Annotated in this window: 18 protein-coding genes; 8 read left to right on the plus strand and 10 right to left on the minus strand. The window is 71.0% G+C overall.

Features of this window, described 5'->3' with window-relative positions:
- The first annotated feature begins 5 nt into the window (after positions 1-5).
- Positions 6-3,044: an FAD-binding and (Fe-S)-binding domain-containing protein gene (locus JT689_RS11235; protein WP_010903811.1), complete on the plus strand. Its 3,039-nt coding sequence runs from the start codon at positions 6-8 to the stop codon at positions 3,042-3,044.
- A gap of 9 nt (positions 3,045-3,053) precedes the next feature.
- Here the strand turns inward: JT689_RS11235 and serB are convergent, their stop codons facing one another.
- Positions 3,054-3,689, minus strand: a complete 636-nt coding sequence (gene serB, locus JT689_RS11240; RefSeq protein ID WP_205251252.1) for a phosphoserine phosphatase SerB — start codon at positions 3,687-3,689, stop codon at positions 3,054-3,056.
- 156 nt (positions 3,690-3,845) lie between these two features.
- Between serB and serA the strand changes: the two genes are divergently transcribed.
- From serA to JT689_RS11255, 3 genes are all read left to right on the plus strand, one after another.
- Complete coding sequence (gene serA / locus JT689_RS11245) at positions 3,846-5,429, plus strand: phosphoglycerate dehydrogenase (protein WP_205251253.1); 1,584 nt, start codon at positions 3,846-3,848, stop codon at positions 5,427-5,429.
- Between the two features lie 61 nt (positions 5,430-5,490).
- Positions 5,491-5,934 (plus strand): acyl-CoA thioesterase, encoded by a 444-nt coding sequence (locus JT689_RS11250; RefSeq protein WP_205251254.1) that lies wholly within the window; start codon positions 5,491-5,493, stop codon positions 5,932-5,934.
- A gap of 70 nt (positions 5,935-6,004) precedes the next feature.
- The gene (locus JT689_RS11255; RefSeq protein WP_205251255.1) at positions 6,005-7,177 is read left to right on the plus strand and encodes an MFS transporter; all 1,173 of its coding nucleotides are present in this window, start codon (positions 6,005-6,007) and stop codon (positions 7,175-7,177) included.
- Positions 7,178-7,180: 3 nt separating this feature from the next.
- Here JT689_RS11255 and thrC read toward each other — a convergent pair whose 3' ends face one another.
- From thrC to JT689_RS11285, 6 genes are all read right to left on the minus strand, one after another.
- Positions 7,181-8,428, minus strand: coding sequence for a threonine synthase (gene thrC, locus JT689_RS11260; protein WP_205251256.1), 1,248 nt, complete (start codon positions 8,426-8,428; stop codon positions 7,181-7,183).
- 70 nt (positions 8,429-8,498) lie between these two features.
- Positions 8,499-8,765 (minus strand): hypothetical protein, encoded by a 267-nt coding sequence (locus tag JT689_RS11265; RefSeq protein WP_136360916.1) that lies wholly within the window; start codon positions 8,763-8,765, stop codon positions 8,499-8,501.
- A gap of 69 nt (positions 8,766-8,834) precedes the next feature.
- Complete coding sequence (locus tag JT689_RS11270; RefSeq protein WP_010903818.1) at positions 8,835-9,149, minus strand: YbjQ family protein; 315 nt, start codon at positions 9,147-9,149, stop codon at positions 8,835-8,837.
- A gap of 67 nt (positions 9,150-9,216) precedes the next feature.
- A complete protein-coding gene (locus JT689_RS11275; protein WP_205251257.1) occupies positions 9,217-9,705 on the minus strand; it encodes a hypothetical protein in 489 nt (162 codons plus the stop codon).
- Positions 9,706-9,720: 15 nt separating this feature from the next.
- The gene (gene argH, locus JT689_RS11280; RefSeq protein ID WP_205251258.1) at positions 9,721-11,178 is read right to left on the minus strand and encodes an argininosuccinate lyase; all 1,458 of its coding nucleotides are present in this window, start codon (positions 11,176-11,178) and stop codon (positions 9,721-9,723) included.
- Positions 11,175-12,365: an argininosuccinate synthase gene (locus JT689_RS11285; RefSeq protein ID WP_205251259.1), complete on the minus strand. Its 1,191-nt coding sequence runs from the start codon at positions 12,363-12,365 to the stop codon at positions 11,175-11,177. The genes argH and JT689_RS11285 overlap by 4 nt, the downstream gene beginning before the upstream one ends.
- A gap of 273 nt (positions 12,366-12,638) precedes the next feature.
- Between JT689_RS11285 and JT689_RS11290 the strand changes: the two genes are divergently transcribed.
- The gene (locus JT689_RS11290; protein WP_205251260.1) at positions 12,639-12,833 is read left to right on the plus strand and encodes a hypothetical protein; all 195 of its coding nucleotides are present in this window, start codon (positions 12,639-12,641) and stop codon (positions 12,831-12,833) included.
- 43 nt (positions 12,834-12,876) lie between these two features.
- Positions 12,877-13,404, plus strand: coding sequence for a 2'-5' RNA ligase family protein (locus tag JT689_RS11295; protein ID WP_136360920.1), 528 nt, complete (start codon positions 12,877-12,879; stop codon positions 13,402-13,404).
- Between the two features lie 6 nt (positions 13,405-13,410).
- Here JT689_RS11295 and JT689_RS11300 read toward each other — a convergent pair whose 3' ends face one another.
- Positions 13,411-15,609 (minus strand): ATP-dependent DNA helicase, encoded by a 2,199-nt coding sequence (locus JT689_RS11300; RefSeq protein ID WP_205251917.1) that lies wholly within the window; start codon positions 15,607-15,609, stop codon positions 13,411-13,413.
- 154 nt (positions 15,610-15,763) lie between these two features.
- Here JT689_RS11300 and JT689_RS11305 point away from each other — a divergent pair, with 154 nt between their 5' ends.
- A complete protein-coding gene (locus JT689_RS11305) occupies positions 15,764-15,907 on the plus strand; it encodes a hypothetical protein (RefSeq protein WP_010903825.1) in 144 nt (47 codons plus the stop codon).
- 32 nt (positions 15,908-15,939) lie between these two features.
- Here the strand turns inward: JT689_RS11305 and dpsA are convergent, their stop codons facing one another.
- The gene (gene dpsA / locus JT689_RS11310) at positions 15,940-16,488 is read right to left on the minus strand and encodes a DNA starvation/stationary phase protection protein DpsA (RefSeq protein ID WP_010903826.1); all 549 of its coding nucleotides are present in this window, start codon (positions 16,486-16,488) and stop codon (positions 15,940-15,942) included.
- 203 nt (positions 16,489-16,691) lie between these two features.
- Here dpsA and JT689_RS11315 point away from each other — a divergent pair, with 203 nt between their 5' ends.
- Entirely contained in the window at positions 16,692-17,204 is a 513-nt protein-coding gene (locus JT689_RS11315) for a metallophosphoesterase (protein ID WP_012289508.1), read from the plus strand.
- Positions 17,205-17,254: 50 nt separating this feature from the next.
- Here JT689_RS11315 and JT689_RS11320 read toward each other — a convergent pair whose 3' ends face one another.
- A complete protein-coding gene (locus JT689_RS11320; RefSeq protein WP_010903828.1) occupies positions 17,255-17,887 on the minus strand; it encodes a helix-turn-helix domain-containing protein in 633 nt (210 codons plus the stop codon).
- Positions 17,888-17,934: the final 47 nt, after the last annotated feature.

The following is a 17,934-nucleotide window of genomic DNA, read 5'->3' on the forward strand; positions in this document are numbered from 1 at the left end:
CGACGATGGCAACGCGCGACCTCCGCTCCGATGACCCGTCAACCGACCCCGACGCCGATTACGACTACACCAGCGACAGCGTCGAGCGCCCCGGGCTCGTCGACGACCTCCGCGAGCGCGTCGACGGCGACGTGCGCTTCGACAGCTACACGCGCCAGCTGTACGCCACCGACGCCAGCATCTACGAGGCGCTCCCGGTCGGCGTCGTGTTCCCCACGTCCACCGACGACGTCGCCGCCGTGGTCTCGTACTGCGCCGACCGCGGGATCCCCGTGCTCCCCCGCGGCGGCGGCACCAGTCTCGCCGGCCAGGCGGTCAACGAGGCCGTCGTCCTGGATTTCAAACACGCGATGAACGGCTTCGTCGGGTTCGACCCCGAGGCCGAGACCGCGCGCGCCCAGCCCGGGATCACGCTCGCGGCCCTCAACGACGAACTCGCCGCCCACGGTCTGAAGTACGCCCCCGATCCCGCGTGGGGGGACAAGAGCGTGCTCGGCGGGGCCATCGGCAACAACTCCACGGGCGCACACTCCCTGCAGTACGAGAAAGCCGACGGCTACCTCGAATCCGCCGAGGTCGTGCTCGCGGACGGCACGGTGACCACGCTGGGCTGGGTGGACACCGACGACCTCGACGCGCTCGCGGACCCCGACGGCGACCTCGAAGCCCGCATCTACGCCGACCTCCGGCGGCTCCTCGACGAGGAAGCCGACCGGATCCGCGAGCGCTTCCCGGACCTCAAGCGCAACGTCTCGGGGTACAACTACGACCGCCTGCTGGCGGACGCCGAGGCCCACGGCGCGGTGAACGCCGCCCGCCTGCTCGCCGGCAGCGAGGGCACCCTGGGCATCATCACCGAGGCGGAAGTCTCCCTGGAGCCGGTCCCCGCGGAGACCGCGGTGGCGATGCTCACGTACGACGACGTGCGCGACGCCATGCAGGACGTGGCCCCCGTTCTCGATCACGACCCGTCCGCCGTTGAGGTGATGGACGACGTGTTCCTCGATCTCGCGCGGGACACCGACGAGTTCGCCGACGTCGTCGGGCTGCTGCCCGACGGCACGGACTCGACGCTGCTGGTGGAGTTCTACGCCGACAGCCCGGCCGAGGCCCGCCGCCGCGTGGCCGACCTGCTGGCCGACCGCCTGCCCAGCGCCACGCCGGCCGCCGACCCACCCGGAGCCACCACCACCGACGCCCCCGTGCACGCGGTGGACGCACTGGAGGCCTACGACGACGACCGCCAGGCCCACTTCTGGAAGATGCGCAAGGCCGGCCTCCCCATCCTGTTGTCCCGCACCAGCGACGAGAAACATTACCCCTACATCGAGGACACCGCCATCCCCGCCGACCACCTGCCGGCGTTCGTCGCGGACTTCCAGGCCATCCTGGACGACCTCGACACGGTCGCGTCCTACTACGCCCACGCCGGTCCCGGCGTCCTGCACGTCCGCCCGCTCGTGACCCTCGCCGACGAGGCGGGCGTCGCGAAGATGGCCGAAATCGCCGACCGCGTCACCGACCTCGTCGTGGAGTACGGCGGCGCAGTGTCCGGGGAGCACGGCGACGGACGCGCGCGCAGCCAGTGGAACCGCAAGTTCTACGGCGAGGACCTGTGGGCGTCGTTCCGCCGCACCAAGGCGGCCTTCGACCCCGACTGGATCCTCAACCCCGGGCCGGTCTGTGGGGACGCCGCCGGCGAGATCGACATGACCGACCACCTGCGTGTCGCCCCCGACGACGAGTTCGACGCCGGGTTCGACCCCGCACTGAACTGGGACACCGAGAACGGATTCCGGGGCATGACCGAGCTCTGTCACGGCTGTGCCGGGTGCACCGGCCACCAGGACACCACCGGCGGCGTGATGTGTCCGACCTACCGCGCCGCCAACGAGGAGACACTCAGCACGCGCGGGCGTGCGAACATGCTGCGCTCGGCGATGAACGGCCACCTCCCCGCCGACCCCCTCGACGACGAGTTCCTGACGGAGGTGCTGGATCTCTGTGTGGGCTGCAAGGGCTGCAAACTCGACTGCCCCAGCGGCGTGGACATGGCGAAACTCAAAACCGAGGTGAAACACGCCAGCCACCAGGCCGACGGCGTCGGCGTCCTCGACCGGCTGTTCGGCCACACTGAGGCGCTGTTCCACCTGGGGTCGGCGCTCGCGCCCGTCTCGAACTGGGCCACGGCGCTGCCGGGTGCCGGCGCGCTCGCCGAGAAAACCCTGGGCATCGCCGCCGAGCGCGACCTCCCGACGTTCCGGCGGGAGAGCCTCCGGGCGTGGTTCGACGCGCGCGGCGGCAGCCGGGTGCCCGAGGCAGCCGCCGAGCACACGGTCCTGCTTGCGCCCGACCCGTACACCAACTACAGCACGGTCGCCGTCGGGAAAGCCGCAGTGCGCGTGCTGGAGGCCGCGGGCGTCCACGTCGCGCTCCCCGACGGCGTCGGCACCAGCGGGCGGCCGGCGTACTCGCGGGGGTTGATCGACCGCACCCGCCGGATCGCGCGCGAGAACGTCGCGGCGCTCGCGCCGAAGGTCGCGGACGGCTGGGACGTGGTGTACGTCGAACCCTCCGACGCGGTGATGGTCCAAGACGACTACCACGACCTCCTGTCCAGCGCCCCCGCGGCGTCCGTCGCCGCCAACACGTACGGGGTCTGCGAGTATCTCGACCGTCACGGGCTCGACGCGGCCGCCGGCTTCGACGCCGACGGCGAATCGCTGGCCTACCACGGCCACTGCCACCAGAAAGCCCAGCAGCGCGACCACCACGCCGTCGGCGTCCTCCGGCGCGCGGGCTACGAGGTCGACCCGCTGGATTCGACGTGCTGTGGGATGGCCGGCAGCTTCGGCTACGAGGCCGAGCATTACTCGATGAGCCAGGCCATCGCCGACATCCTCGCCGATCAGGTCGCCGACAGCGACGCCGACACCGTGACTGCGCCGGGGTCGTCGTGTCGCAGCCAGCTCAGCGAGCGCGACGACGTCGACACCGACGGTGCCCCGCCACATCCCGTCCAGAAGCTCGCCGACGCGCTGTGAGCGCGGCGCTCACGCGATGCCGTGGTCGTCGAGCACGCGCCCGAGCGCGTCCATCGACGAGACGGTGTGATCGCAGTGGGCGTCGACCCCCGGCTTCGGGTCGACCCCGATCGCGGTGCCCGCGGCGTCCAGCATCGGCACGTCGTTTGCGCCGTCACCCACGGCCACCGCGGCCGCGGGCGTGATCCCAGCCGCCTCGCAGGCGTCCCGGAGCGCGTCGTCTTTCGTGCCCTCGACCAGGGGGCCCTCGACCGCGCCGGTGAGCTCGCCGTCGGCGGCCACGAGGCGATTCCCGACCACGCTGTCGGCGGCCACGCCGGCGGCGTCGAACGCCGCGGCCACGCCCGGCTTGAAGCCGCCGGTCAACACCACGACCCGAACACCCCCATCGCGGAGCTTCGCCACCAGATCGCCCGCGCCGTCACGCAGGCGGACGCCGTCGTAGACAGCGGCGGCCGCCGACTCGGGCAGCCCCGCGACCAACTGGGCGCGCTCCCGGAGGCTGTCGGCGTACGACAGCTCCCCGCGCATCGCGCGCTCGGTGATGGCAGCCACCTCGTCGCCGACGCCCGCGCGCGCCGCGATCCGGTCGAGCATCTCCGACTCGGCCAGCGTGCCGTCGAAGTCGAACGCCACCAGTGTCATGCCCGGAGTTGCCCTGCGGCCAGCATAAACACCCCACATCCGGCAGTATTTCAGCGCCGACCAACACAGCATCGTGTATCACTCTCGGGTGCGGGCTCCGGTAGCGCCCCACACACATGCGGAAACGCTTATCGGCGCGCGCCCTGACCCACTCACATGCGAGTTCTCGTCACCGACCCCATCGCGGACGCCGGCCTCGACCGGCTCCGGGACGCCGGCCACGAGGTCACAACCGCCTACGACGCCACGGGCGACGCGCTCTTAGACGCCGTGAGCGACGCCCACGCGCTGATCGTGCGATCCGGCACCGCTGTCACCGACGCCGTCTTCGAGGCCGCCCCCGACCTCGTCATCGTCGCCCGTGCCGGCATCGGCGTCGACAACATCGACATCGACGCCGCCACCGACCACGGCGTCATGGTCGCCAACGCCCCCGCGGGGAACGTCCGCGCCGCCGCCGAGCACACCGTCGCGCTGGCGTTCGCGGCCGCGCGCTCGATCCCGCAGGCCCACGCCCGCCTCGACGCCGGCTCGTGGGCGAAAGACGACTACCTCGGCACCGAACTCTCCGGCAAGACGCTCGGCGTCGTCGGCCTCGGACGCGTCGGCCAGGAGGTCGCCACGCGCCTCGACAGCCTCGGCATGGACCTGGTCGCCTACGACCCCTACATCGGCGAGGACCGGGCGGCACAGCTCGGCGCGGAGCTGGTCGACATCGAGACCTGCGTCGCGCGCGCGGATTTCCTCACGATCCACGTCCCACTCACCGACGAGACCGACGGCCTCATCGGCGAGGCCGAACTCGCCCGGATGGACGGCGGCTACGTCATCAACGTCGCCCGCGGCGGCGTCGTCGACGAGGACGCGCTGGCCGACGCCGCCCAGGACGGCGTCATCGCGGGGGCCGCCCTCGACGTGTTCCGCACGGAGCCGCTCCCGCCGGCGTCCCCGCTCCACGACGCCGACAGCATCATCACCACGCCACACCTGGGCGCGTCCACGAAGGCCGCCCAGGAGAACGTCGCCACCGACACCGCCGACCAGGTCGTCGCCGCGCTCGCCGGCGATCCGGTGGTGAACGCGCTGAACGCGCCCAGCGCCGAGCGGTCGGCGTTCGACCGCATCCGCCCGTTCGTCGACCTCGCGGAGACCGCCGGCACCGTCGCCGCGGCGCTGTTCGACCCCCGCATCGAGCGCGTCGACGTCACGTACCAGGGCGAGGTCGCCGACGAGGACGTCGCACTCGTCACGGCGGCCGCCCAACAGGGCGCGTTCGCCGGCCTGGAGTGGCAGGTCAACGCGGTCAACGCCCCCCGGGTGGCCGAGAAGCGCGGCATCGCCGTGACGGAGACGAAAAACCACCGCAGCGAGGCCTACCAGAGCCTGGTCTCGGTCACGGTGGGCAACGACGACGCGGAGCTCACCGTCTCGGGCACGCTGTTCGCCGGCGACGACCCCCGGCTCGTGGAGATCGACGGGTTCCGCGTCGAGGCCGCCCCGAACGGCCACATGCTCGTCGCGCGCAACCACGACACGCCCGGCGTCATCGGGTTCATCGGCGGCGTCCTGGGCACCGCCGAGGTGAACATCGCGGGCATGTTCAACGCCCGCGAAGCCCGCGGCGGGGAGGCGCTCACCGTCTACAACCTCGACGCCGACGTGCCCGCGCGCGCCCTCGACGAACTCGCCGGCGACGACCGCATCGTCGACGTCACCAGCATCGAACTGAACGGCGAGTAGCCCACTCGGGCCGCCGACGGCCCACGCCAGCCGTTTTCCGGCTGGCCGCCCTCCGTGTGGTATGGGTTCGATCAGCGACACGTTCATGGAGAACCGCGAGCGCGTCCAGCCCGACGACACCAACAACTACGCCTCCGCCCACGGGGGCAACGTCGTCAAGTGGATGGACGAGATCGGCGCGATGGCGGCGATGCGCCACGCCGGCAAGACGTGTGTCACCGCCCGCATCAACAGCCTCGACTTCGAGCGCCCCGTCCCACAGGGCGACATCTGCGTCATCCAGGCGTACGCCTACGACACCGGCCACACCAGCATCAAGGTGCGGCTGCGGGCGTTCCGCGAGGACCCGCGAAGCGGCGAGACCGAACAGACCACCGACTCCTACTTCGTGTTCGTGGCCGTCGACGACGACATGCAGCCGACCGCAGTCCCGGACCTCGACGTGGGCAGCGAGCGCTGCCGGGAACTCCGTGAGGCCGCCCTGGCGGGCGAACACGACGAGTAGCCGACTGCCGGGGGGTTGAATCCTGCCGATTTCAGCGCCCTCAAATGCCCGCCAGTCCTCCACGACAACAGTGACATCTCCCAGCGACGACGGCCTCGTTCGTGGATACGCCGGGCGGCTGCTGGTCGCCATCTCCACCGGCTGGTTCGCGATTCAGGCCGGCCGCCTCGTCCTGTCGCCGATGCTGTCGGCGCTCACCGCGGACATCCACATCACCAACACCAAGGCCGGGTTCGCGTTCACGACGCTGTGGGGGTTGTACGCGCTGTTGCAGTACCCGAGCGGCCGCCTCTCCGACGCCCTCTCGCGGAAGACGCTGCTGGTCACCGGGCTCGGGATGGCGTCGGGCGGGTTCGTCGTCCTCGCAACCGCGCGCTCGTACGCCGCGTTGCTGGTGGGGGCGGCCATCGTCGGCACCGGTGCAGGGCTCTACCCCACCGCCGCCCGCGCGCTCGTTGCGGACCTCTACTCGACCAAGCAGGGCCGGGCGTTCGGCCTGCACACCGCCTCCGGCGATCTCGGCGGGATGTCGGCCGCCGGCATCGCCGCGGTCGCGCTCGCGCTCCTCAGCTGGCGGTACGCGTTCGTCCCCATCGTCGGTCTCACCGCCGCCGTCGCCATCGCGTTGCACGTCTGGAGCCGCGAATCGTACGTCTTCGAGCGCCGGTCGCTTGCTGTCCGCGACACCGCCGCCCGCCTCCTCTCGGGGACCCAGTTCCGGTGGATCCTGGTGGCGTACACGCTGTACGCGTTCACCTGGCAGGCCATCGCCGCGTTCCTGCCGACGTTTTTCACCGACGGCAAGGAGTTCGCGCCGGTGGTCGGCACCGTCGCCTTCGGCGCGCTGTTCGCCGTCGGCGCCATCGCCAAACCCACCGCGGGCACGCTCTCGGACACGATCTCCCGGCGCGCGCTCGCCGTCGGCGCGCTCGTGTTGGGCGCGGCCGCGCTCTCCGCGGTCGTGGTGGTGCCGTCCCCCGTGGCCGCCGTCGGTGCGGTGGTGGTGTTCGCGGCGGGGCTGCTGGCGTTCCCGCCGGTGATGCAGTCGTATCTGATGGACGCGTTCCCCCCGGAGTCCGCCGGCGGCGACCTCGGCGCGATGCGGACCGTCTACATCGGGCTGGGCGCGCTCGGCCCGACGTACGTCGGCGCCGTGTCGACCGCCGCCAACTACGAGATCGCGTTCTGGGGGCTGGTCGGCGCGCTGGTCGTGGCCGCCGTGATCATCGCGCGCGTCACCTGACGCTCAGAGCGCGTCGAGGACGCCGTCGGCGTCCGCCGGCACCGGCGTGGTGTCGCCCCCGGCGGCGGCCGCGGCGGCCGGGTCTTTCAGCAGGTGGCCGGTGGTCAGACAGACCACGCGCTCGTCGGCGCTGATTTCGCCGCGCTCGCGGAGCGCCAGCAGGCCCGCGACGCTGGCCGCCGACGCCGGCTCCACCCCGATGCCGTCGCCGGCGAGCATGCGCTGGGCGTCCGTGATGCGGTCGTCGGAGACGGCGACGGCGGTGCCACCCGTCTCGTAGACGCCCGGCAGCGCTTTCGGCGCGTTCACCGGGTTTCCAATGCGGATGGCGGTCGCGCGCGTCTCGACGTCCGTCCAGCGCTCGGTGCGCCCGCGGCCCGCCTCGACGGCTTCGACCATCGGTGCCGCCCCCGCGGCCTGCACGCCGGTGAGCGCCGGCATCTCGTCGTCGGTCATCGCGCCCGCCGCGACGAGTTCGCGGAACGCCTTGTAGAGGGCCGCCGTGTTCCCGGCGTTCCCCACCGGGAGCACGATGCGGTCGGGCCACTCGCCGGTGGCCGTCCGGGACTGCTCAAGGATCTCGAACGCGATTGTCTTCTGGCCCTCCAGGCGGAACGGGTTCAGGCTGTTCAGGAGGTACGCCTCCCCGCGGGCGGCGAGTTCGGCGACCACGTCCAGGCAGTCGTCGAAGTTGCCGTCGACCTCGCAGATGCGCGCGCCGTGCAGCGCCGCCTGCGCGATCTTCCCCGCCGCCACCTTGCCCGCGGGGAGCAACACCAACACGGGGGTGTCGGCGCGCCCGCCGTACGCCGCCAGCGCCGCCGACGTGTTCCCCGTCGACGCGCACGCCAGCCGGTCGACGCCGAGGCGCTCGGCGACCCGGACGCCCACGGTCATCCCGCGGTCCTTGAAGCTCCCCGTCGGGTTCATCCCCTCGTGTTTCACGCGGACGTCGGCCACGCCGGCCGCCGCCGCGACGTCGGGTGCCTCGTACAGCGGCGTGTCGCCCTCCTGGATGGAGACGCCCGCGTCGACCGGGAGCGCGTCGGCGTACCGCCAGACCCCGCGCCCACTGAACGCCTCGAATCCCGGGTAGTCGGCGTACCGCGCCTCCAGCAGGCCGCTGCACTCCGGGCACCGGTACACCACGTCCGCGAACGGTGCCAGCGTCCCACCACACTCCACGCACGCCAGCCAGACGCCGTCGGTCGCGCACGCCGGCGTCTCGCCCGCCAGCGAGAGGTCAGTCATGGCTCGGTCTCCGTGGGCGACCCACAAATACCAGGCGGGTGGTGTGAGTATTGCCACCGATCTCCGGGGGTCAGTCCGACACCACGTCGCTGCGCCAGCCGGGGTCGTGGCCGCCGGCCAGCAGGTCAGCCCGACACGCCGGACAGTAATGCGGGGGTTTCGTGGCGCTCTCGGGGACGTAGACCGCGCCGCCACACGTCACACACGCGTCGTCGACGACGGTCACGCAGTCCGCACAGAGGTTGAAATCGTCGACTGTCAGCTCGCGCAGCCCGTCGAGTTGTTTGTCGAGGGTGTACTCGTCGATGACCGACTGACAGTTGTGGCACGGTTGCATTGCGATACGTCTTGGTGATCGTTCTCATGGCACAAGAAGTTGTCCCCGACGGCGACACGGCACCCGCCCTCAGGCCAGCGTCACGGCGGTGCCGTACGCGATGACCTCCGAGCCGCCGTTCGCGATCTCCGAACTCTCCAGGCGCACGTTCACAACCGCGTCAGCGCCCATCGACCGCGCATCCTCGGCCATCCGATCCAGCGCGTCGTCGCGGGCGTCGGTCAACAGCTCCGAGTACGCCTTCAACTCGCCGCCGGTGATGTTCCGGATGCTCTGCGTGATGTCCCGGCCGACGTTCCGGGCTTTCACCGTGTTCCCGCGCGCGACGCCCAGCGACTCCGTGATCTCTCGCCCGGGCACGGTCTCGGTCGTAACGAACTCCATACTCCGGGGTTTCCGCCGCTGGAACAAAAACCTCAGGCCCGTATGCAGCCACCGATCCGGCCCGCGCTCACCCGCCCACCGACGGCGTGACCCGGATGCCAGCCCGTCCGTTGAGCCCACGCACCACCGGATCACGCCGCCCCCCGTCGACTACCACCGCCTCCGCGACCCCGCCTGCGACCGCCGCCTCGGCCGCCACCACCGCCTCCGACACGCCGTCGGCGTCCGCCACCACCACCAGCGAGGCGTCCAACGCCCCGGCGATGGCGGCCGCCGCGCGGTCGACGTCTCCCGACACCACGGGCACGCACCCGGCGTCGCACTCCTCGGCCAGCACGGCCGCACTCACACACTCCCGGTCCCCCGCCAGGACGGCCGCCTCGTCGAGCGCCACGCCCGGTACGCCGACCGCCCGGAACGCCGCCAGCACGTCCTCCGCGGCCGCCGCCCCGTCGCACACGACCACGACCGCCTCGCCGTTCGCCGCGAGATGCGCCACATCGGCCGCCGCCACTCCCGGATCGCCGGCCGCACTGAGCGCCACGACGACCGTCATCCGCCCCACCCCCACTCACACATACCCCGACACCTCCGCGGCCAGCGCGTCCGCAGCGTCCGCCAGCGACGCCCGTTCGGCCGCCAGCGCCGCCTCGTCGGCGTCGATCCCGTCGCGCACGTCCGCCACGGCGGCCTCGACGGCCGCCGGTGCCGGGCCGCCCGCCGAATCCCTGGCGGCGACGCTCCCCACGGGATCCAGCGCGTCAGCCACCGCCGCCGGCTCCACGACCGCGGACAACGGCTCCCCGGTCACCGCCTCGGTCGCGGCCGCCACCGCGTCCAGGGTCGCCCCCTCGCAGCCGCGCTCGGCCGCCAGCGCCACGACCTCGTGGGCCGTCCGGAACGGCAGCCCCCCCGCCGCGAGCGCGTCCGCCACACCGGTCGCGGTCGAAAACCCCTCGCCCGCCGCGGCTTCGAGGTCGTCGGCGGGCCAGTCCGCGGTCGCCACCACGCCCGCCGCCACCTCGACCGCGCTGGTCACGCCATCCACGGCGGTCCACGCGTGCCCGGTCGCACGCTGCAGGTCGCGGTTGTACGCCCGCGGCAGCCCCTGCAGCGTCGTCGCGAGGGCTTGCTGCGCGCCCACCGTGTCGCCCGCGGTCGCGCGCACCAACTCCATGGTGTCCGGGTTCTTCTTCTGGGGCATGATCGACGACGTCGACGCGTAGTCGTCGCTCACCTCGACGAACCCGCGGTTCGCGAAGAACACCACGTCCGCGGCCAGCCCCGAACACGTCACCGCCACCGACGCCAGCGCGCTCACCGCCTCCAGCAGGAAATCACGGCTGGCGGCGGCGTCGGCCGCGTTCGCCACGACGCCGTCGAACCCCAGCAGGGCGGCCGTGCGCTCGCGGTCGACGCCGAAGGTGGTGCCGGCGAACGCCGCCGCGCCCAGCGGCGACTCGTTCGTGCGCCCGTAGGCGTCGCACAGCCGGCCGGTGTCGCGGGCGAGCGTCCCCGCGTACGAGAGCGCCCAGTGCGCGACGGTCGTCGGCTGTGCGGGCTGCAGGTGCGTGAACCCCGGCATCACCGTCTCGGCCTCCGCCGCCGCGACGTCGGCCAGCGCACTCCGCAGCGCCACCACGGCCTCGATGGCGTCCAGCAGGTCCGCGCGCAGCCGGTACCGGATGCACGCCGCCACCTCGTCGTTGCGCGACCGCGCGGTGTGTAGCTTCCCGCCGTCACGCCCGACAGCCTCCACGACCGCCGTCTCGATGGCCTCGTGCACGTCCTCGCCCGGGGGCAGCGCGTCGAACCCCGCCGCCTCGACGTCGGCCAGCGCGCCCAGGATCGCCGCCGCCGCCTCGTCGCCGATAATATCCTGCTCGGCGAGCATCACGACGTGTGCGCGGTCCACCGCGAGGTCCGCCTCGAAGATGCGGCCGTCGCCGTCCATCGACGAGAGGAACGAGCGCGCGGGGCCGCCGCTGAACCGGTCGCGGCGCACCACCGGATCGCCGCCCCCGGTCATTTGTTGCCGTCGAACGCCGCGTTCGCCAACCGCGACTGGAAGCCGTGGTACTTCGCGACCCCCGTGGCGTCGGCCTGCTCGATCCCCGCCACGGTCTCGGTGTTGAACGACGCCGCGTCCGCGGAGTACACCGCGTGCTCGCTCTCGCGGGCGATCGGACGCGCCCGCCCGCCCTCGAAGGCGATGGTCACCGTGCCACTGACCGCCGACTGGGTTTCGTCCAGATACCCGTTCAGCGCGTCCATCAGCGGATGCTCGACGACCCCCTCGTAGGCCTTTTGCGCCCACTGCTGGCTCACCGCCGCGGTGAAATCCCGCTCGGCCTTCGTCAACACGAGCCCCTCCAAGGCCTTGTGGGCCGCCAGCAGCGTGGTCGCGGCCGGATGCTCGTAGTTCTCGCGGACTTTCAACCCCAGCATGCGGTCTTCGAGCATGTCCGTGCGGCCGACGCCGTAGCTCCCCGCGCGGTCGTTCAGCGCCTCGATAAGCCCCACCGGCTCCATCGCCGTCCCGTCGACGGCCACCGGCACCCCGGCCTCGAAGGTGATGTCGACGGTGCCCGTCTCACCGCTCGGCGCGTCGGTCCACGCGTAGATGTCCGCGGGCGGCTGGTAGTCGGGCTCCTCCAGGTGGCCGCCCTCCACGCTGCGACTCCAGAGGTTCGTGTCGATGCTCCACTCGCCCTCGTTGCCCGCCTCCACCGGGAGGTCGCGCTCGGCGGCGTACTCGATCTCCCACTCGCGGGTCAACCCGAGCTCGCGGACGGGCGCACACACCTCGTGGTCGCTGGCACGCCACACCGCCTCGAAGCGCAACTGGTCGTTTCCCTTCCCCGTGCAGCCGTGGGCCAGCGCCGCACAGCCCTCGGCTTCGGCCACCGACAGGATGGCGTCGGCGATGACCGGGCGGGCAAGCGCGGTGCCGAGCGGATACCCCTGGTAGGTCGCGTTGGCACGCACGGCGTCGAAACACAGCGCGGCGAACTCGGCTGTGGCGTCGACGACGTGGTGCTCGACGCCCAGCGCGGCGGCGGTCTCCCGGGCCGCCGCGAACTCGGCGTCGGGCTGCCCGACGTCGACGGTGACGCCGATCACGTCGTCGTAGCCGTACTCCTCTTTCAACAGCGGGACACAGACTGTCGTGTCGAGCCCGCCCGAGAAGGCGAGCGCGACGGTTCCTGATGGCATTGTGTGTGTAGCGTATCGCAGTGGTCGAACGGCGGTGCGGTCGACGACGAACGGTAGAACAGGGCTAGCTATAGGGGGTCACGGGGACCCCGTCGTCGTCGGCGCTGCGACACGCCAGCCGCGGCGCTCCCGGCGGACAGCGACGACCGCACGCTGGTGGGAGCCGGCGGCGTCATCTACCTCCGAGAAACGCAGCCACCGAGTTAAACGTTTCCTGGCAACTAGTCACATGGAAGTCGGTAGGCTCTTAGTCGTCGTCACGCAACCCCTCCCATGCCCCGCGCACGCGGCGCGCTCGACACGGACTCGCTGGTGAAAATCGCCCTCGCGCTGGTCGTCGTCTGGCTCGCGATCGAAGTCCTCGATGCACTCCTCGGCGCGCTCACCGCCGCCCTCCGGCTCGCACGCCCACTCATCGCGCTCGTGATCGTCATCGCCGTTGCCCTCTGGCTGCTCGACGAACTGTAGGAACAACGTCAGGGCTTTCACGATCCACGCCCGACGGACGGGCGTGTACAGCGTGAACGCGCCGGTTCCGCCCGCCGTCAACGAGATCGCGGCCGACCTCCGGCCCGCGCTCACCGAGTTCGATCGCGTCCGCCAGCGCCACGAACAGACGCTGCTGGTCAAGCGCGTGCCCGCCGACACCCGCAAGGAAGCGCTGGCGGCGTGGCAGACCGCCCAGGACGCCCTCCAAGGCGCGCCCGCCGCCCAAGCCCGCATCTCGGAGATCGACACCTTCCAGAACCCGCCCAACGGCTCCAGTCCGGTCGTCTACCTCGCCGTCGAGAGCCCCGGCATCCACCACCTCCACGACCGCCTCTGTGACCCCTTCGACCCCGTTCCCGTGATGGAGGGTGGCGACGACTACGACCCCCACGTCACGCTGGCCCGCGACGCCGACGGGTTCCGCGGCCAGCGCGCCGTCGACGCCATCGACGGCCGCGCGGTCGGCCCCGTCACCTGGACCATCGACGAACTCTCCCTCTACGACGCCACCGTCGGCGAACCCGTCGACACCGTCTCGCTGCCGGCGTAACGCCGCCTACGGACTCGGCGGATCGCCACCGTACGCCCCCAGATCGCCGTAGAAGTTCAACAACGAGAACCGCAGCTTCTCCGGATCGACGTCCACCATCTCCGCGCGCTCGCTCGGCGGGAACGTCGGGTTCACCGAATACTTCTGCATCCCGGTGCGGCTCGCCGCCGTGTACCGCCGATCGACCAACATCCGCACGCCGAAGTCCTCCGGCGACCGAATCACGCGCCCCATCGCCTGGCGGGTCTTCCGCACGGTCGGGATCTCCACCGCGTACCGCCAGCCGGCGTCCTGGCGGTCGCTGCGAAGTCCCTGGTCGGCATCGCGGTCCGCGAACGCCTGGGCGTACGCGTCCTGGACGGCCTCGGTCCGCGCGTCCAGATGCGGGTACGGGACGCCGACGACCGCGACCGTCCGCGCGTCGTCACCGTCGAAGCTCACGCCCTCGGCCAGGGTCCCCCACAGCGACGTGAACAGCGCGCCGTCCCCGTCGGCGACGAACGCCTCCCGGAGGTCGTCAGCCGCCACCCCCGGTTCGTCCAGATACCGCGTGGCGTCGCAGTCCGCCAGCAGGTCGTGGTAGCGCTTCGCCTCGGCGTAACTCGGGAAGAAAAACAGACAGCTGCCCGGCGTGTACGCCGCGGCGTCCCGGAGCGCGCCCGCGACCGCCTGCTGGGTCGCGCGGTCCTCGCGGTTCGAGGAGAACAACGGCTCGGTGTCGACGGCGAACGTCCGGCGGCGGTCCTCCGGGAACTGCAGCCCGAACGCCAACTCCACGGGGTCGTCCAACCCCAACACGTCGCCGATCACGTCGAAGGGCCGCAGCGTCGCACTCATCAGGACGCTTGCGTGCACGGCGTCGAACAGGTCGGTGGTCACCTCCCGCGGGATGCAGGTGTAGCGCTCGGCCCGCCCGTACACCGCCTCGGTGCGGTCGTCGCGGCGCACCGCCGCCGTCGGATACTGCCCGAACTCGCCGCCGCGCTCGACGTACGCCTCTACGAACTCGGCGGCGGCCAGCACGTGGCACTCCCGGCGGGTCGTCGCGTCGCCGTTCCGATACGCGTCCTCGTACTCCCCGTCCAGGTACTCCCCCAACCCCAGGGCGTCGGTGACGTCCTCGGTGATCCCCGGGCCGGTGTACGACTGGAGGAACGCCAGCGTCAGGTCGTCCCGGCGGTCGTCGTTGGCGACCGGCACGTCCACCCAGTTCGACTCCACCGCCGACTTCGTGTCCGCCGGTCCATCGCCGCCCGGACGCAGCGCGTCCTCGTAGGTCTCGACGAGCGCATCCCGGAACGCCCCGAGCACGCGCTCGGCGGCCGCTGCCCGCTGATCGCTCGTGTCCTGGAGCTCGTCCAGGGCGCTGTCGAGGGTCTGCTCGGTGAGCGTCTCGGCGGCGTGGTCGCGGGCGGCGTCCTCGATGTTGTGCGCCTCGTCGAACACCACCACCACGTCCTCGGGGTCCCGGCCCAACCAGCGGAAGAACTGCGCCCGAATCCCCGGGTCCAACAGGTGGTGGTAGTTGCAGACCGCCAGATCCACGCCCTCGATGCCGTCCTTGAGGAGCTCGTACCCGCAGAACCCCGCCTCCTCGGCGTAGCCGTAGATGTCCTCCGGGGTGCGGACGTCGTCGTACAGCCACTGGTAGAACTCGTCGGTGTTCCCCACGAGGTTCTGGCGGTAGCGCTCGCAGACGTTGCCGTCCTGGAGGGCCGCCAACTCCGACTCGACGGCTTCCAGCTCGTCCATGACGGCCTGCCGGGCGTCGGCGGCCTCGGTGTCGCCGTCCTGTGCCTCGTCGAGCAGAGCGCGCTGGCGTTCTTCGAGCTGGCGTTTGTCCCGGGTGGCGTCCACGAGCTCGTGGGTGTTGTCCCGCAGCACCTGGCACTCCTCGTAGTCCACGTCGATGTGACACATCGACCCCTTGCCCTTGAACACGACCGCGCGGATGGGTTCGGTGGCGTGTATCTCGCGGGCCTCGCGCACGAACTGGCGCATCTGCTGGTGGACGTTGGTCGTGATGACGACCGTTTTGTCCTCGGCCTGGGCGTGCGACAGCGCCGGCGCGAGCGCGGCAAGGGTTTTGCCCGTTCCGCACGCCCCCTCGAACAACACGTTGGTGCCGCCGTCGAGCGCGTCCCGGATCGCGTCCATCGCGGCCCGCTGGTTGTCGTACGGCGACGGCTTCGGGAAGAACTGCATGTAGTCGGGGGTGTCGTCTCTGCGTGCGGCCACGGTGTCCCGGAATACGAACGGCTTGCAGTATAAACCTCCGGCTCAGCGCGACGACCGCCACAAACGCCCTGTTTTAGGCCGACCAAAACACATATGATAGCACCGCTGCATAGGGCCTGATATGCCAGTTACGCGGGACGCTGACGACGACACCGAAGACCGCCTCACCGCCCTCCAATCTTCGCCGGAGCGAACCGTATTCACCGAGGATGGCAACGCCGACGGCTGGCTCTCCACGGACCTCACGGTAGACGTCGAACGCTAGTCGCGAAAGAACAGTGGTGGGTTCTCGCCGGCTTACTCCAGGGCGCCCTGCGTGACGAGCGTGTCGTCCTCCAGGTAGTGCTCGATGTGGTGGGCGTCGTCTTCGAGCTCGATGAGCCCCTCACGGAGCATGTGTGCCGTCGCGTGGTCGCCGAGGTTCTCCGCGAGCTCGGTGTGTTCGCGGGTGGCCTCGATGATGTCCCCGTAGATCGCCATGTCGTTCGCCAGCGACGTCCGGATGTCGTAGACGTCCTCGTCCTCGACGTCGACGGACGCCTCGGCCTGCAGTGTCTCGGGGCTGGCGTGGGGCACGCCACCAAGCGCTTGCACGCGCTCGGCGAGCTCGTCGGCGACCTCCTCGGCCGTCTCGGCGGCCTCACCGAGGAACAGGTGCAGGTCCCGGAACTCCGCCCCCTCCACGTTCCAGTGGTGCTTCTTGAGCTGGTGGTAGAGGACGTACACGTTCGCGAGATCGGCGTTCAGGGCGTCTACACACTGTTCGGCGCGGTCGGCGTCCATCCGCAGTGCGTCCGACCCTTCGACTTCACCGGCGGTCGCTCGCGCGTTCTTTTGCGTGCTCATAACGATTACACGTTGGACCGCCTGCCACTTAAAGCTTTCCGCTGCATCCAAATTTTGTTTGGCGTACCAAAAACAAATTTCTTCGATACCCGTTGTTATTCTCTGTGATGGCGTACTCGGGGCCACCCAAACACCACGCACAGCCGAGTGGGCCTCACCACCGGCCGCAACGCTCACACGCCCCCACACACTACGCCACACCGATGATCGCCGTCCTCGCGGACACACACAGCGACACCGACCACGCGCTCACCGGCCACGCCCGTCAGGCAGTCGCCGACGCCGACGCCGTCGTGCACGCCGGCGACTTCACCACCGAATCGTCCCTGGACGCCTTCCACGACGCCGCCACCCGCCTCCACGCCGTCCACGGCAACGCCGACTCCCCCGCCGTCCGCGACCGCCTCCCGCCGGCCCGCACGATCACCACCGCCGGCCTCCGCATCGCGCTCACCCACCGCGAACCCGGCGGCGACACGGCGCTGTCGCTGTTCGGCCGCGAACGAGGCGCCGACATCGTCGTCTCCGGCCACACCCACACCCCGACGCTCACCACCACGCCCACAGCCGTCCTCCTCAACCCCGGTAGCCACGCCGACCCACGCGGCTCCCCGGCTGCACACGCGACTCTCCACCCAACCGACCACGGCGTCCGCATTGCGATCTCCACCCGCGACGGCGACACCATCCGTTCGACCCACGTCTCACGCGACTAGCCTCGCACACTCGTCTACACGCGGTTCAAGGCGAGTGCCACGGGGTGGGTTCACCAGGCCGCCCTCGCCTTTGCGATCACGGCACCGACACCAAGCCCCACAACCAGCAGCCCACCACCGGCCACCACCGCCTCGCGGAGCCCATACCGCGCCACCTGCATCAGCGTCCACACGGCGTCCCAACTCGTGGCCGCCCCCGGAGCCGCCTGCGCCGCCGCACCGGTCCCGATCTGTACGCCGCTTGCACCGCCACCGCCGACGTGTTGCACCGCAACGGTCGCCAGACTCACCGCGCCGATCCCGCCGAACAACCCCGACAGCGCCGCCCGAACGCTCTCGCCGTCCTCTTCGCTGCCCGCGAACAACACCACCGGCGTGTCGCGCGCCCCGTACACGCTCATCTCCCGCCCCTTCGAGGAATACCGCGTGTCACACTCCTGGACCAACGCCGCGCCTTCGAGGCGATCGAGATGGTACTGGATGTTCTGCAGGGAGGTCTCCATGTCCGCGGCGAGTTCCGACGGCGTCGATGGCGTGTCGTGGACGGCTGCGTAGATGTCCCGCGCCGTCTCGGACCCCAGCGCCGACAGCAGCTGGTCCGCATCGTCGGAATCAACCCCGACAACCCGTGGGCCATCACTGGACGCCGACGGCTCCGACGCCGATGGGAGGAGCCCGGTCATTACGAAACAGTATCACCAATCTATGATTAATGTTTTGTTACCTTGCG

The sequence above is a fragment of the Halobacterium sp. GSL-19 genome (genome assembly GCF_016917855.1).
Classification (GTDB): Archaea; Halobacteriota; Halobacteria; order Halobacteriales; family Halobacteriaceae; genus Halobacterium; species Halobacterium salinarum.